Source organism: Pseudomonas sp. WS 5011 (assembly GCF_012985775.1).
GTDB classification, from domain to species: Bacteria; Pseudomonadota; Gammaproteobacteria; order Pseudomonadales; family Pseudomonadaceae; genus Aquipseudomonas; species Aquipseudomonas peli.
The window spans coordinates 110,427-124,668 of record NZ_JAAQXA010000002.1 but is presented as its reverse complement, the minus strand read 5'-3'; the positions used below and the strand labels follow the sequence as shown (position 1 = coordinate 124,668).

The 14,242-nt window shown below is 62.8% G+C and carries 14 protein-coding genes; 8 read left to right on the top strand and 6 right to left on the bottom strand.

Features of this window, described 5'->3' with window-relative positions:
* Positions 1–60: 60 nt before the first annotated feature.
* From HBN63_RS02980 to HBN63_RS02950, 7 genes are all read left to right on the top strand, one after another.
* On the top strand, positions 61–834 hold the full coding sequence (locus tag HBN63_RS02980) for a metalloregulator ArsR/SmtB family transcription factor (RefSeq protein ID WP_170048338.1): 774 nt from the start codon (positions 61–63) through the stop codon (positions 832–834).
* 24 nt (positions 835–858) lie between these two features.
* A complete protein-coding gene (gene arsH, locus HBN63_RS02975; protein WP_170048337.1) occupies positions 859–1,569 on the top strand; it encodes an arsenical resistance protein ArsH in 711 nt (236 codons plus the stop codon).
* Positions 1,570–1,587: 18 nt separating this feature from the next.
* Positions 1,588–2,082 carry a dual specificity protein phosphatase family protein gene (locus tag HBN63_RS02970; RefSeq protein WP_170048336.1) on the top strand — a complete coding sequence of 165 codons (495 nt, stop codon included), beginning with the start codon at positions 1,588–1,590 and terminating at the stop codon, positions 2,080–2,082.
* A gap of 1 nt (position 2,083) precedes the next feature.
* Complete coding sequence (locus HBN63_RS02965; protein WP_345940466.1) at positions 2,084–2,416, top strand: YnfA family protein; 333 nt, start codon at positions 2,084–2,086, stop codon at positions 2,414–2,416.
* Between the two features lie 24 nt (positions 2,417–2,440).
* Entirely contained in the window at positions 2,441–3,445 is a 1,005-nt protein-coding gene (locus tag HBN63_RS02960) for an ArsJ-associated glyceraldehyde-3-phosphate dehydrogenase (RefSeq protein ID WP_170048334.1), read from the top strand.
* Between the two features lie 104 nt (positions 3,446–3,549).
* Positions 3,550–4,770, top strand: a complete 1,221-nt coding sequence (gene arsJ / locus HBN63_RS02955) for an organoarsenical effux MFS transporter ArsJ (RefSeq protein WP_170048333.1) — start codon at positions 3,550–3,552, stop codon at positions 4,768–4,770.
* 148 nt (positions 4,771–4,918) lie between these two features.
* Complete coding sequence (locus tag HBN63_RS02950) at positions 4,919–5,824, top strand: DMT family transporter (RefSeq protein ID WP_170048332.1); 906 nt, start codon at positions 4,919–4,921, stop codon at positions 5,822–5,824.
* Here HBN63_RS02950 and HBN63_RS02945 read toward each other — a convergent pair.
* Together HBN63_RS02945 and HBN63_RS02940 are read right to left on the bottom strand one after the other, a co-directional pair.
* On the bottom strand, positions 5,821–7,002 hold the full coding sequence (locus HBN63_RS02945) for an AAA family ATPase (RefSeq protein ID WP_170048331.1): 1,182 nt from the start codon (positions 7,000–7,002) through the stop codon (positions 5,821–5,823). The genes HBN63_RS02950 and HBN63_RS02945 overlap by 4 nt on opposite strands.
* Before the next feature lie 52 nt (positions 7,003–7,054).
* Positions 7,055–9,424 (bottom strand): DNA polymerase II, encoded by a 2,370-nt coding sequence (locus HBN63_RS02940; protein ID WP_170048330.1) that lies wholly within the window; start codon positions 9,422–9,424, stop codon positions 7,055–7,057.
* A 152-nt stretch (positions 9,425–9,576) separates the two neighbouring features.
* On the opposite strand from HBN63_RS02940, the gene HBN63_RS02935 reads away from it, so the two are divergent.
* Positions 9,577–11,574 (top strand): U32 family peptidase, encoded by a 1,998-nt coding sequence (locus HBN63_RS02935; RefSeq protein WP_170048329.1) that lies wholly within the window; start codon positions 9,577–9,579, stop codon positions 11,572–11,574.
* A 29-nt stretch (positions 11,575–11,603) separates the two neighbouring features.
* On the opposite strand, the gene HBN63_RS02930 is transcribed toward HBN63_RS02935, so the two are convergent.
* Genes HBN63_RS02930 through HBN63_RS02915 form a run of 4 tightly spaced genes read right to left on the bottom strand, consistent with a single transcriptional unit; the run spans position 11,604 to position 14,239 of the window.
* A complete protein-coding gene (locus HBN63_RS02930; RefSeq protein ID WP_170048328.1) occupies positions 11,604–12,464 on the bottom strand; it encodes a DMT family transporter in 861 nt (286 codons plus the stop codon).
* Positions 12,465–12,507: 43 nt separating this feature from the next.
* A complete protein-coding gene (locus tag HBN63_RS02925; RefSeq protein ID WP_170048327.1) occupies positions 12,508–12,897 on the bottom strand; it encodes a hypothetical protein in 390 nt (129 codons plus the stop codon).
* A gap of 11 nt (positions 12,898–12,908) precedes the next feature.
* Positions 12,909–13,739, bottom strand: coding sequence for an SDR family oxidoreductase (locus tag HBN63_RS02920; protein ID WP_170048326.1), 831 nt, complete (start codon positions 13,737–13,739; stop codon positions 12,909–12,911).
* 35 nt (positions 13,740–13,774) lie between these two features.
* Positions 13,775–14,239 (bottom strand): multidrug transporter, encoded by a 465-nt coding sequence (locus HBN63_RS02915; protein ID WP_170048325.1) that lies wholly within the window; start codon positions 14,237–14,239, stop codon positions 13,775–13,777.
* Positions 14,240–14,242 lie beyond the last annotated feature (3 nt).

The window sequence follows — 14,242 nt, the reverse complement described above, 5'->3', positions numbered from 1 at the left end:
TTACAAGATATATGGATATCAATATATTCGCCAAACCGTATTTACCTGACACCCATCGCCATGAGCCAAAAGATTCGTGTGTTGTTCCTCTGCGTAGCCAACGCTGCCCGCTCGCAAATGGCCGAAGCGCTGCTACGCCATACCGATCCCGAAGGCTATGAGGTTTTTAGCGCCGGCACTCTGCCTGGTGAGGTTGATCCGCGTGCACGTCAGGCCCTGGAGCAGTTGGGCGTCAGCACGGAAGGCCTGCACAGCAAGGCGCTGGAGAGCTTCGATGGCCAGCAGTTCGATTACGTGATCACCCTGTGCGACAAGTCCGCCTTCGAGTGCAGCACCTTGCCCGGGGCCGGCGAATACATCGCCTGGGATTTCGAGGACCCGGCCAGCAGCCAGCAGCAGAATGCCTACAAGCACTGCCTGCAGCAGATCCATGAGCGCATCAAGATGTTCGTGCTGGTCAAGAGCAAGGCCCAGGCTCCGCTGCAGATGCTGGCGCCGGTCACCTTGTTCAAGTGCCTGGCCGACGACACCCGTGCGCGCATGACTCAGCTGATCGCCCAGGAGGGCGAGCTGTGTGTCTGCGAGCTGACCGCCGCCCTGCAGGAAAGCCAGCCGAAGATCTCCCGTCATCTGGCCCAGCTGCGCAGCAGCGGCCTGTTGCAGGATCGCCGCGCCGGGCAGTGGGTCTACTACCGCCTGCATCCGCAACTGCCGGCCTGGGTTGGTCAGATCCTGGCGCAGGTGCTTCAGGCTGACGATCCGCAACTGGCCGAAGATCGTTTGCGCCTGCACAGCATGCGTGACCGTCCTGATCGCGCCTCGCTGTGCGGCTGAGCCACTGTTTTCTGGAGAAAGGCCATGACCTTTGAGTTGCCGAATATCGACTCCGAACTGCTCGAACCGCCCAGTCAGGAACAACTGTCCAAGCCGGCCCCGCTGCATAAGCCACGCATTCTGCTGCTGTACGGCTCAAACCGAGCGCGCTCCTACAGCCGCCTGCTGACCGAAGAGGCCGCGCGCCTACTGCAGCAGTTCGGCGCCGAAGCGCGGATCTTCAACCCCAGCGGTTTGCCGCTGCCGGACGACGCCCCGGAGGATCACCCCAAGGTGCAGGAACTGCGCGAACTGGTGCTGTGGAGCGAGGGCATGGTCTGGTGCTCGCCGGAGCGCCATGGCGCGATGACCGGGGTGTTCAAATCGCAGATCGACTGGATTCCTCTGAGCATGGGCGCTGTGCGCCCGACCCAGGGCAAGACCCTGGCGCTGATGCAGGTCAGCGGCGGCTCGCAATCCTTTAATGCGCTGAACCAGATGCGCGTGCTGGGGCGCTGGATGCGCATGTTCACCATCCCCAACCAGTCCTCGGTGGCCAAGGCCTTCCTCGAATTCGACGACGCCGGGCGGATGAAGCCATCGGCCTATTACGACCGCGTGGTCGACGTGATGGAGGAACTGGTCAAGTTCACCCTGTTGCTGCGCGGCCAGACGGACTACCTGGTGGACCGTTATTCCGAGCGCAAGGAATCCGCTGAGCAGCTGAGCAAACGGGTCAATCAGGCTTCCATTTAATTTTCAGGATTACTTCGCATGTCCCATCCCTTTGATGTTCTAAACATTCCCGGTCATGCCGGTCGACTGATCTTTACCCCCTGCCCGGGCACCAAGGACAGCAGCCTCGGAAGCGCCCTGAGCACCCTGCAACAGGCCGGCGCCGATGCCTTGCTGACCCTGATGCCCTACGCCGAGCTGGCGCAAAACGCCGCCAGCGAGTTGCCCGCGCTATCTGCCGGCCAAGGGCTGCTCTGGCTGCATTTGCCGGTGGCCGACGAGCAGGTGCCACAGGCGGATTTCGACGCCGCCTGGCCGGCGGCCATGGCGCAGATTCGTGAGTTGCTGGCGGCCGACAAGGCCATCGCCATCCACTGCAAGGGCGGCTCCGGGCGCACCGGGCTGATTGCTGCGCGCATCCTCATCGAGCTGGGCATCGCCCGCAGCGAGGCCATCAGCCTGGTGCAGGCGCTGCGGCCGAAAGCCATCCAACACCCAGCCCATGCGGGCTGGCTCGCCCAGTTCGGCAACTGAGGTGAGCACGCTCAACACTCTGGGCCTGTTCGCACTGACGGCGCTGGCCGAGATCATCGGCTGCTACCTGCCGTACCTGTGGCTCAAGCAGGGCAAGAGCATCTGGCTGCTGGTGCCGGCCGCCGCCGCCCTGGCGCTGTTCGCCTGGCTGCTGACCCTGCACCCGACCGCCGCCGGGCGGGTGTATGCCGCTTATGGCGGGGTGTATGTGGCGATGGCAATTATCTGGCTATGGCTGGTGGACGGTATTCGTCCGACCCATTGGGACCTGCTGGGCGCGGCGGTGGCCATGCTCGGTATGGCGATCATCATTTTTGCGCCGCGCAATATTTAACCCGTTCAACGAGAGAGTCTGTCATTGGCTATCAAGGTAGGTATCAACGGTTTTGGTCGTATTGGTCGTCTGGCGCTGCGCGCTGCATGGGGCTGGCCGGAACTGGAGTTTGTGCAGATCAACGACCCAGCAGGCGACGCCGCAACCCACGCCCACCTGCTGAATTTCGACTCGGTGCACGGTCGCTGGCAGCACGAGGCGAGCAATGAGGGCGAGTGCATCCTGATCGACGGCAAGCGGATCAAGGTCACGGCCAATAAGGCCATCACCGATACCGACTGGAGCGGCTGCGATCTAGTGATCGAGGCCAGTGGCAAGATGAAGACTGTCGCTGTGTTGCAAGGCTATCTGGATCAAGGCGTAAAGCGCGTGGTGGTCTGTGCGCCGGTGAAAGAGCAGGGCGCGCTGAACATTGTGATGGGCGTCAACCAGCAGCTGTTCGACCCGGCGCAGCACCGCATCGTCACTGCGGCGTCCTGCACCACCAACTGCCTGGCTCCGGTGGTCAAGGTGATCCACGAAAACCTCGGCATCCGCCACGGTTCGATCACCACCATCCACGACCTGACCAACACCCAGAGCATCCTCGATACGCCGCACAAGGACCTGCGCCGTGCCCGTGCCAGCGGCATGAGCCTGATCCCCACCAGCACCGGCTCGGCCACGGCGATCGCGGAAATCTTCCCTGAGCTGCGCGGCAAACTGAATGGTCACGCCGTGCGCGTACCGCTGGCCAATGCCTCGCTGACCGACTGCGTATTTGAAGTGCAGCGCGCCACCACGGTGGAGGAGGTCAACGCACTGCTTAAGGCCGCCGCTGCTGGGCCGCTGGCGGGGATTCTGGGCTATGAAGAACGGCCGCTGGTGTCCATCGATTACCGCACCGATCCGCGCTCTTCGATTATCGATGCGCTGTCGACCATGGTGGTCAACGGCACCCAGGTGAAGCTGTACGCCTGGTACGACAACGAATGGGGCTACGCCAACCGTGCGGTGGAGCTGGCGCGAATGGTGGGTTTGGCAGATTAACCAGGCTCTTGTGAGAGGGACTTTAGCCACGACTTGCTTTAACTGCTGTCGCGGCTAAAACGGAATGCCGCCCAGCCCCTCCCACGGTTTACATAGGATTCGTTATGCACGCCTTATCCCGCCTAGCCCCCGAAGTGCGCCAATACCTGCTGGTCACCGGCAATTACTGGGCTTTCACCCTGACCGACGGCGCACTACGCATGTTGGTGGTGCTGCATTTTCACAGCCTGGGTTACACGCCACTGCAGATCGCCGCGCTGTTTCTGTTCTATGAGATTTTCGGCGTGGTCACTAATCTGGTCGGCGGCTATCTGGGCGCGCGGCTGGGCTTGAATCGCACCATGAATATCGGCCTGGGCCTGCAGGTGGCGGCGTTGCTGATGCTCACCGTGCCCGCGGCCTGGCTGACGATTCCCTGGGTGATGGGCGCGCAGGCGCTGTCCGGTATCGCCAAAGACCTGAACAAGATGAGCGCGAAAAGCTCGATCAAGCTGCTGGTGCCGAACAGTCAGCAGGGCACGCTGTACAAGTGGGTGGCGATCCTGACCGGCTCGAAGAATGCGCTGAAGGGCGTGGGCTTCTTTATGGGTGGCGCGCTGCTGGCGTTGCTCGGCTTCGCTGGGGCGGTGTTGGCCATGGCCGCTGTGCTGGCGCTGATCTGGTTGGCCAGCCTGTTGCTGCTGAAAAAGGATCTGGGCAAGGCGAAAGCCAAACCGAAGTTTCGCGACATTCTGTCCAAGAGCCGGGCGATCAATATTCTGTCGGCCGCACGCTTGTTCTTATTCGGCGCCCGCGATGTGTGGTTTGTCGTGGCTTTGCCGGTGTACCTGTCCAGTGTGTTTGGCTGGGATTTTTGGATGGTCGGCGGCTTTCTCGCTGCCTGGGTGATTGGCTACGGCATGGTGCAGTCCTTCGCCCCAGCCATCACCGGCAAAGCCAGTGGCCAGTTGCCGGATGGCCGCGCGGCATTCGCCTGGGCTGCGGTGCTGGCCGGGTTGCCCGCCGTCATTGCCCTGGGTTTGAACAGTGATTTGCCGGTGCAGTGGGTCTTGCTCGGCGGGCTGATGCTGTTTGGCGCGCTGTTTGCGGTGAACTCCTCGCTGCACAGCTACCTGATCGTCAGCTACGCCAAGGCAGACGGCGTGTCGCTGGATGTGGGCTTCTATTACATGTCCAACGCCCTCGGCCGGTTGATCGGCACGCTGCTGTCGGGCTGGGTGTATCAGGCTTATGGCCTGGAGGCGTGCCTGTGGGTGTCCTCGGCTTTTGTCCTGCTGGCGGCATTGATTTCTATTGGACTGCCTAGGCATCGGGCGGCGGATTAAAAAAATTGCCGGGAGCAATTTTTAACGTCGCGTAACGACGGCCCGTAGGGTGGCCGCCAGGGATGGCAGGCCATAAAAGCGCAAGTTTGTGCAAGAACAGCCGGGTCGATCAGGCGCAGACTCCTGAATATTCAAAGGGAGTCTGTTGATGAATCTGTCGCTCTATCTGCTCACCGTACTGATCTGGGGCACCACCTGGATTGCTCTCAAACTGCAACTGGGCGAAGTAGCGATTGCCGCGTCCATCGCCTATCGCTTTGCCCTGGCCTCGCTGGTGCTGTTCGCCATTCTGCTGCTTAGCGGCCGTTTGCAGAAACTCGATACGCGTGGTCAGCTGATCTGTCTGGTGCAGGGACTGTGCCTGTTCTGCCTGAACTTCATGTGCTTCTACACCGCCTGTCAGTGGATTCCCAGCGGCCTGGTCGCGGTGATCTTTTCCACTGCCACGCTGTGGAATGCGATCAATGCGCGGCTGTTCTTCAAGCAGCAGATCGCCGCCAATGTACTGGCCGGTGGTGCGCTGGGCCTCGGCGGCCTGGCGCTGCTGTTCTGGCCGGAACTGGCCGGGCAGGAAGCCAGCCATGAAACCCTGCTGGGCATCGGCCTGGCATTGCTCGGTACGCTGTGTTTCTCCGCCGGCAATATGCTCTCCAGCCTGCAGCAGAAGGCCGGGCTCAAGCCGCTGACCACCAATGCCTGGGGCATGCTCTATGGCGCGTTGATGCTGGTGGCGATCTGCCTGGTCAGCGGCACGCCGTTCGGTTTCGAGTGGAACACCCGTTACGTCGGCACTCTGCTGTACCTGGCGATTCCCGGCTCGGTGATCGGCTTTACCGCCTACCTGACTCTGGTCGGGCGCATGGGCCCGGAGCGCGCGGCCTACTGCACCGTGTTGTTCCCGGTGGTGGCGCTGAATATCTCGGTATTTGCCGAGGGCTATCAATGGACCGCACCGGCGCTGTTCGGCCTGGTGCTGGTGATGTTGGGTAACGTGCTGGTGTTTCGTAAGCCCAAGGCGCTACCGGCAACGGTTGTACTGGCCGCCAAGGGTTAACTCGGCCACTTCCAGGCTGGCTCATCGAACATGCCCTGGCCCTGGATCACGGTTTGCCCCAGCTGTTTTTCCAGGACGATGGCGTTGCACTCGGGGTGTTGCTCCAGGGTGGCGATCAGGCGGCTGGCATGGGATACCACCCAGACCTGGGTGTGCCGCGACGCAGCGATAATCAGCCGGCCGAGGGCTGGCAGCAGGTCGGGGTGCAGGCTGGTCTCCGGCTCATTCAGCACCATCAGTGTGGGTGGCCGTGGGGTGAGCAGGGCGGCGACCAGCAGCAGATAGCGCAGGGTGCCGTCCGACAGTTCGCTGGCCGACAACGGCCGCAGCAGGCCGTCCTGTTGCAGTTCTACGGCGAAACGCCCGCCTTGTTGAAAGTCGATACGCAAACGTGCGCCGGGGAAGGCGTCGCTGATGGCCGCATCCAGCGCAGCGGCATCGCCGATTTCACGAATGGTCTGCAACGCCGCCGCCAGGTCACGACCGTCGTGGTGCAGCACCGGGGTACGGGTGCCCAGTTGCGGCTGGCGCGCGGGCGCTTCGGCATCGCTGCGGAAGTGATCGTAGAAGCGCCAACGGCGAATATGCTCGCGCAGGTGGGAGACTTCCGGGCAGGCCGGATCATTACCGATCTGCTCATACAGGCTGTCGAAGCTTGGCAGGTGTTGGGCCATTACCTGCCAGTTGCGCCCCTCACGCATACGCACCATCGCGCCGGCACGATCCACCAGCAGCGAGGCGGGGCGAAAGCTGCCCCCGGCCCAGATGCATTCGCGTTTGATCTCGGGATCCAGGGCGAAAGCGCTGGGCATATCGCGGCTCTCGCCGGAGTTGGACTCCGGTAGCCCGAGGGAAATGGCATAGCTGAAGTCATCGCCGGCAAAACCCAGACGCAGGCGCCGAGCCTCCTTGCGCGGGCCGCCCTGCACCGGCACCTCGCCGCTGAGCATGCGCCGGCTGAGGGTTTCCGGCCCGGCCCAGAAGGTGGAATCCAATCCGCCCTCACGAGCCAATGCATTGACCACGCCGCCCTGGGCGGTTTCCGCCAGCAGGCGCAGGGCGCGATAGAGATTCGACTTGCCGCTGCCATTGGCCCCGGTCACCAGATTGAGCCGACCCAGCGGTAGCACCAGATTGTTGATCGAGCGGTAGTTGGCGACGGCGAGGGTGTGCAGCATGGGTGTCGTCCTGACGGTGGATTGATGGATGCTGGCAGCGTGTAGGGTGCGTTTAAAACAAGCCCAACTGTCCGCCGATCAGCGTGGCGAAGTCATCTTCTACAAACGGCAGGATGGCGTCGGCCACCGGTTGCAGTTGGCGGGTCAGGTAGTGGTCGTAGTCGATGGCGGCGCTCCGCGCTTCCAGCGGTTGCGGGCCGGCTGTGGTGATCACGTAGCTGATCCAGCCGCCGCGCTGGTATTGCAGCGGGCGGCCGTGGGCGGCGTTGTACTCGTCGGCCAGGCGCGCGGCGCGCACATGGGGCGGTACGTTGCGTTCGTAATCGGTGAGCAGGCGGCGCAGGCGTTTGCGGTAGACCAGTTGCTCATCCAGCTTGCCGCTTAGGGTGCGCTCGACGTAATCACGCACATAGTCCTGATAGGGCTGGCCGAGAAAGATGCGTTCGTACAGCTCGCGTTGAAACTGCTGAGCCAGTGGCGACCAGTCGCTGCGCACGGTTTCCAGGCCTTTGTAGACCATCTTGTGGTCACCGTCAGGCTGGGTGATCAGCCCGGCGTAGCGCTTCTTGCTGCCTTCCTCGGTGCCGCGAATGGTCGGCATCAGAAAACGCCGGTAATGGGTTTCGAACTGCAGTTCCAAGGCGCTTTCCAGGCCGTACTCATCATGCAAGTGATCGCGCCACCAGGCATTCACCTTAGCCACCAGTGCGCGGCCGATCTGTGCGGCGGCGTCTTCAGTATGTGGGCGCTTGAGCCAGACGAAGGTGGAGTCGGTGTCGCCGTAGATCACCGCATAACCCTCTGCCTCGATCAGCGCGCGGGTGCGGGCCATGATCTCGTGGCCGCGCAGGGTGATGGAGGAGGCCAGGCGCGTATCGAAAAAGCGGCAACCGCTGGAACCGAGCACACCGTAGAAGGCGTTCATGATGATCTTCAGCGCTTGCGACAGCGGCGCGTTGTGCTCGCTTTTGGCCGCCTCACGGCCCCGCCACACGCGCTCGACAATCGCCGGCAGGCAATGCTCGCTGCGCGAGAACCGCGCGCCGCGAAAGCCCGGCACCGAGTGGGCGTCATCCGGCTGGCGCAAGCCCTCGATCAGCCCCACCGGGTCGATCAGAAAGCTGCGGATAATCGATGGGTACAGGCTCTTGTAATCGAGCACCAACACCGACTCATACAGCCCCGGCTGCGACTCCATAACAAAACCGCCGGGGCTGGCTTGCGGTGGGTTGTCCCCCAGATTCGGCGCAACAAAACCACGGCGGTGCATCAGCGGCATATACAGGTGCTCGAAGGCTGCCACCGAGCCGCCGCTGCGGTCGGCGGGCAGGCCGGTGACCGTGGCGCGCTCCAGCAGGAAGTCGAGGATCGCGGTTTTGCCGAAGATCCGTGTAACCAGCTCGCAATCGCGCAGGTTGTAGCGCGCCAGGGCCGGTTTGTCCTCGCGGAACATGCGGTCGATTTCGTCCATGCGCTGGTAGGGCGTGGAGATGTCCTTGCCCTCACCGAGGAGGGTTTGCGCGACGTTTTCCAGACTGAACGAAGGGAAGCTCCAGGTCGCCGAACGCAGCGCCTCGATGCCGTCGATGATCAAGCGCCCGGCCGCGTCAGCAAAAAAGTGACCGTTGCCGCTGCCATGCTCGCGCCACTGCATCTCGCTGCCATCGCGGCCCAGGCGCAGGGGGATGGCCAGGTTGCGCGCATGTTCATGCAGCACACGCAGGTCGAATTGCACCAGGTTCCAGCCGATGATCGCGTCCGGGTCATGCGCGGCCATCCACTGGTTCAGGCATTCGAGCAGCTCGCCACGGCTGGCGCAGTAGTGCAGCTGGAAATCCACATCTGGCTGCTGCTCCGGCGTGCGGCCGAGCATGTACACGTTGCGCTGGCCGCAGCCTTCAATGGCGATGGAGTACAGCTCACCAAAGGCATTGGTCTCGATGTCCAGCGAGGCCAGTTTGAGCGTCGGGCGGTAACCCTCGCAGGGCTTGATCTGTGCCTCCAGCAGCAGAGCGGGATTGGTCACATCGGGCGTGCCGGTGAACTGCACGGGAGCGGTGATAAAGCGCTCCATCAGGTAGCGCTCGGGCGGTCGCACATCGGCTTCGTACACGTCCAGGCCAGCGCGGCGCAGCTGTTTGTCGAGGTCCATCAAGGTACGGTGCTGTTGGCAATACAGGCCGAGCACCGGGCGCAGGTGAAAGTCCTTGAGGCCCAGCGGGCGTAGCTCGACGCCGCGTTCGTTGGCCAGCAGCGCTTGCGCCTGCTCGCGTTGCGCAGCCGGGATAAAGGCCACCGAGGTTTGCAGCGGCAGACGCAGCAGGCGCGGACCGCTGTCGGTGGCCAACCAGAACTCCACCTTCGTGCCGGCCGGCGTATCACGCCAGTGGCGAGTCAGCAGAAAGCCCTGTTGTAGATCCACCGTGTTGTTCTCGGGTTGTGTTCATCGGGCAATTCTACGCGGGCTTTTATCTGTATGCCTATACAGTTGTTGTGCGGCTGCCAAGCGGGCACAGACAAATCAGCTATTCCGAGTAAAATGCTCGGCCTGATTGACTGCCCGATAGCGAAACCATGTCCCTGCCCAAGCACCACCTCGAACTCCTGAGCCCGGCGCGCGATACCGCGATTGCCAAGGAAGCCATCCTGCACGGCGCCGATGCCGTGTATATCGGCGGCCCCGGCTTCGGTGCGCGGCACAACGCCAGCAACAGTGTGGCGGACATTGCCGAGCTGGTGCAGTTTGCCCACCTGTTCCATGCGCGGGTGTTCGTTACCCTCAACACCATCCTGCATGAGGATGAGTTGGAACCGGCGCGGCAGATGATCTGGCAGCTCTACGAGGCGGGCATCGATGCGCTGATCGTGCAGGACATGGGCGTGATGGAAATGGACCTGCCGCCCATCGAGATCCACGCCAGTACCCAGTGCGACATCCGCACCCTGGAAAAAGCCCGCTTCCTCGACAACGCCGGTTTCTCGCAGTTGGTGCTGGCCCGCGAGCTGAACCTGGAAGAAATCAGCAACATTTGCCGCAACGTCGATTCGGCGGTGGAGTTCTTTATCCACGGCGCGCTCTGTGTGGCGTTCTCCGGGCAGTGCAATATCTCCCACGCGCAAACCGGCCGTAGTGCCAACCGGGGTGACTGTTCGCAAGCCTGCCGCCTGCCATACACCCTGAAAGACGATCAGGGCCGCGTAGTGGCCTTTGATAAGCACCTTCTGTCGATGAAGGACAACAACCAGACCGACAACCTGATTCATCTGGTCGATGCCGGCGTGCGCTCGTTCAAAATCGAAGGGCGTTACAAAGACATGAGCTACGTGAAGAACATCACCGCGCACTACCGCCGCGAGCTGGATGCGATTCTCGAACAGCGCCCGCACCTGGCCCGTGCCGCCAGCGGCCGCACCGAGCACTTCTTCACCCCGGACACCGACAAGACCTTCCACCGCGGCAGCACTGATTATTTCGTCACCGACCGCAAGGTGGACATCGGCGCGTTCGACTCGCCGACCTTTACCGGCTTGGCGGTGGGCTATATCGAGAAAGTGAACAAGCGCGACCTGATTGCCGTCACCGATACGCAGCTGTCCAACGGCGATGGCCTGAACGTGCTGATCAAGCGTGAAGTGGTAGGTTTTCGCAGCAACATCTGCGAGCTCAAAGGCGAGTTTGAAGAAGACGGCGAGAAGCGCTACCGCTACCGCGTCGAGCCTAATGAGATGCCCGAAGCCATGCACCGCGTGCGCCCGCAGCATCCGCTCAACCGCAACCTCGACCACAACTGGCAACAGGCCTTGCAGAAAACCTCCGCCGAGCGCCGCATTGCGGTCAGCTGGCAGTTGGCGGTGCAGGGTGATCAGTTGAATGTGAGCGTCACCAGTGAAGAGGGCATCAGCGCTCGCGTTAGCCTGGCCGGGCCGTTCGCCGCCGCCAAGGATGCCGAGCAAGCCCGCGAGCAACTGACCGATGGCCTGAGCAAACTGGGCACCACCATCTACTACAGCACTGGCGCGCAGATTGACTGTGAGGCCGTGCCATTTGTCCCTGGCTCGCAACTCAAGGCCCTGCGCCGTGAAGCGATTGAGGCGCTGACTCAGGCCCGCGTTGCCGCTCATCCGCGTGGCGGGCGTAAGCCGGTCAGCGTGCCGCCACCGGTCTACCCGGAATCGCACCTGACCTTCCTTGCCAACGTCTACAACGACAAGGCGCGCACCTTCTACAAGCGTTACGGCGTGCAGCTGATCGACGCGGCGTATGAGGCCCATGAAGAGGCGGGCGACGTGCCGGTGATGATCACCAAACACTGCCTGCGCTTCTCCTTCAACCTGTGCCCCAAGCAGGCCAAGGGCGTGACCGGCGTACGCACGAAGGTCTCGGACATGCAGCTGATCCATCAGGACGAAGTGCTGACCCTGAAGTTCGACTGCAAACCTTGTGAGATGCACATCATCGGCAAGATGAAGGGCCATATCCTGCATCAGCCACAGCCGGGCAGCGCGCAAAGCAGCGGCGGTGTAGTGGGCTATATCACCCCGGATGATCTGCTCAAGACCATCAAGCGCTGAGTGTCGGTCAGCGGTTGCACACCGCCGCGTCAGCGGCGGGTTGGTCTGGCCTGCTTGTCAGTCAGGATCACCAGCGCAATGCCGCCGAGTATGGCCAGTGAGGCCAGGAGCAGGCGTAGGCTGAGCGGTTCGGCGAGCAGCACCACACCGCCCAGCGCAGCGATCACCGGTACGCTGAGTTGCACGCTGGCGGCCGTGGTGGCTTTCAAGGCCGGCAAGGCGCTGTACCAGACGGCATAGCCGAGCCCGGATGCCAGCGCGCCCGAGGCGATGGCGTAGGCGATTCCAGCGGAGTGTTGCAGCGAGAGATCGCCGAGCATGGCGACACTCAGAATCAGCGCAATCGGCACCGCTCGGAGGAAATTGCCGGCGGTGACCTGCAGCGGATCGCCCGTGCCTTTGCCGCGCAACGAATAGATTCCCCACGCCATGCCCGCACCCAGCATCAGTGCCGAAGCCAGTGGCGGCGGTGCGGAGATACCCGGTAACAGCAACCCAACCAGTCCGCCAATGGCCAGCAACAGGCCGCCAAGCTGGGGCACTCGCAGGCGTTCGCCACGGTACAGGCCATAACCGATCATGGTGCTTTGCACTGCGCCAAACAGCAGCAGGGCGCCGGTGGCCGTCGACAGTTCGAGGTAAGCGAAGGAAAAGCCGGCGGCGTAGGCAAACAGGGCCAGTGCTGATAGCCAGTTGCCTTGGCCAGCGGCGCTACCGGCGCGGATACGCACAATTAGCCAGAGCACGGCTGCCCCGGCGAGCAGGCGAATGCTGGTAAAACTGGCGGCATCAATGCTGCCGTCGGCGAGTGCTGCCCGGCAGAGCAGGGAGTTGGCCGCGAAGGCGATCAGCGCGAGTGTCGTCATGCAGACAAGGCGGGTGGATGACATGGGCGTTCCCACGGCGGCGTCAGTGGGGCGTTTGGCGAGGCAGTCACTCACTGCGCTTGCCAAAACCCTTGGCAAGAAACAGCCAGGCCATCAGCGGATAACAGAAATAATGCAGGGCAAAGATCAGCAAACCCATGGGGCTGGGATCATCCTTCCACGCCATCATGGCCAGTAACCCCAGGTAGAGCAGCGCCAGGATGCCGCCATACAGCGCGACCAAGCGGCGACGTTCGCCTTGCAAGGGTGCGCGGCGGTTGCGCCAGGAGAACCACAGGGTCATACCAGCGGCCACCAGGGCGGCGATCAGCACCGTGGTCAACAGCCCGCCGAGTTTGACGAAGGTGCGCAGCAGCAGGTTGAGCACGATAACCGCCAACACGCCGCCAAGGGCCAGGCGGGTAACCGCGACGCTGCTGGGGCTTGGCTCGCGCATGAGGCGTGCTCCTAGAGGCTGCGATTAAGGCCGAAACGTTTCTTTAATACAGCTTCGAGCAGGCGTTTAGGCAGTAGCGCCGCCAGTAGCGGCATGCTGCGGCTGCCATTACCCAGGCGTACCAGGTTCGGCCGGGATTTACTCTGCACGGCGGCCAGCAGGTTGCGGGCAAAGTGGCTGGTGGGCGTGGGGTTATCCTGCGAGGCGTTGGCACGGGCGCGGATGCCGTCGCGGATCGGCCACCATGGCGAGGCTTCATCAATCAGCTGTTCGGCCTGCTGGCTGGCGTTGGCGCCAAAGCTGGAGGCAATCGCGCCGGGCTGCACTTCCATCACCTCGATAGCGAAGGGTGCCAGTTCCAGGCGCAGGGCGTCGGTCAGAGCATGCACGGCGGCCTTGGAGGCGCAGTAGGCGCCGGCAAACGGGGTGACCAGCACGCCGGAGACGCTACCGATATTCACCACCAGCCCTTTGTTCTGCCGCAGCAGCGGGAACAGCGCGCGGGTCACGCCGACCAGCGAGAACACGTTGGTTTCGAATTGCTTGCGCATGGCTTCGACACCGCCATCGAGCAGTGGGCCCATGGCGCCGTAGCCGGCGTTATTGATCAGTACGTCGAGCCCGCCGATCTCCGCTTTCAGGCGTTCGGCCAGTTGGCCCAGGCCCAGGCCATCGTTAACGTCCAGTTGTACGGCGTTAAAGCCCGCTTCGCTCAGGGCTGTGAGGTCTTCAGTTTTGCGCGCAGTGGCCCAAACTTGATAACCGGCCTGCTGGAACACCTCGGCCAAGGCGCGGCCAATGCCGCTGGAGCATCCGGTGATCAGTACGCTGGGCTGGGTCATGCAACTTTCCTTATTGTTTTAATGGGGGGTAGCCGTCAACGGCTAAAGCTGCCTTGCAGTCGCTCAGCACGAAACTCCAGGGTCTTGGCGCGGTAGCCGCTGCGCAGCGTGGGCAGCGGCAGGCAGGCTTGCCAGTCGTCACCGGGCAACAATTCGCCAGGGCCACTGTAGTGCGGGGTTTCATACAGGCGCTCGGCCAGGTTGACGCTGTCGCCAGGGCGGTAGGCGGCGATCTGCCAATGCAGCTCAAGCAGTGCGGCTTCGCTGCCATTCTTCAGGTTCAGGGCCAGCGGGCGATCCGCCGGGCAGCGCTCGGGGGCATAGTCGAGGCGTAATTCGAGGTGGGCCAGGTGGCGGTTCTCGCGGCTTTCCTGCCAGAGCACCCAACTGGCGACCAGGCCCAGGCCGATCAGCGCGCCGAGGGAGATTGGCAGTGCCTTGCTCGAGTAGCGGATCAGCAGTATCAGCCAGCTCAACAGCAGAATTGCGCCGAATAGCATTAT

Excerpts from the sequence above, each read along its gene's own strand:
- HBN63_RS02980 (WP_170048338.1), top strand. The coding sequence starts at position 61 with ATGAGCCAAAAGATTCGTGTGTTGTTCCTCTGCGTAGCCAACGCTGCC.
- arsH (WP_170048337.1), top strand. The coding sequence starts at position 859 with ATGACCTTTGAGTTGCCGAATATCGACTCCGAACTGCTCGAACCGCCC.
- HBN63_RS02970 (WP_170048336.1), top strand. The coding sequence starts at position 1,588 with ATGTCCCATCCCTTTGATGTTCTAAACATTCCCGGTCATGCCGGTCGA.
- arsJ (WP_170048333.1), top strand. The coding sequence starts at position 3,550 with ATGCACGCCTTATCCCGCCTAGCCCCCGAAGTGCGCCAATACCTGCTG.
- HBN63_RS02950 (WP_170048332.1), top strand. The coding sequence starts at position 4,919 with ATGAATCTGTCGCTCTATCTGCTCACCGTACTGATCTGGGGCACCACC.
- HBN63_RS02945 (WP_170048331.1), bottom strand. The coding sequence starts at position 7,002 with ATGCTGCACACCCTCGCCGTCGCCAACTACCGCTCGATCAACAATCTG.
- HBN63_RS02935 (WP_170048329.1), top strand. The coding sequence starts at position 9,577 with ATGTCCCTGCCCAAGCACCACCTCGAACTCCTGAGCCCGGCGCGCGAT.
- HBN63_RS02930 (WP_170048328.1), bottom strand. The coding sequence starts at position 12,464 with ATGTCATCCACCCGCCTTGTCTGCATGACGACACTCGCGCTGATCGCC.
- HBN63_RS02925 (WP_170048327.1), bottom strand. The coding sequence starts at position 12,897 with ATGCGCGAGCCAAGCCCCAGCAGCGTCGCGGTTACCCGCCTGGCCCTT.
- HBN63_RS02920 (WP_170048326.1), bottom strand. The coding sequence starts at position 13,739 with ATGACCCAGCCCAGCGTACTGATCACCGGATGCTCCAGCGGCATTGGC.
- HBN63_RS02915 (WP_170048325.1), bottom strand. The coding sequence starts at position 14,239 with ATGCTATTCGGCGCAATTCTGCTGTTGAGCTGGCTGATACTGCTGATC.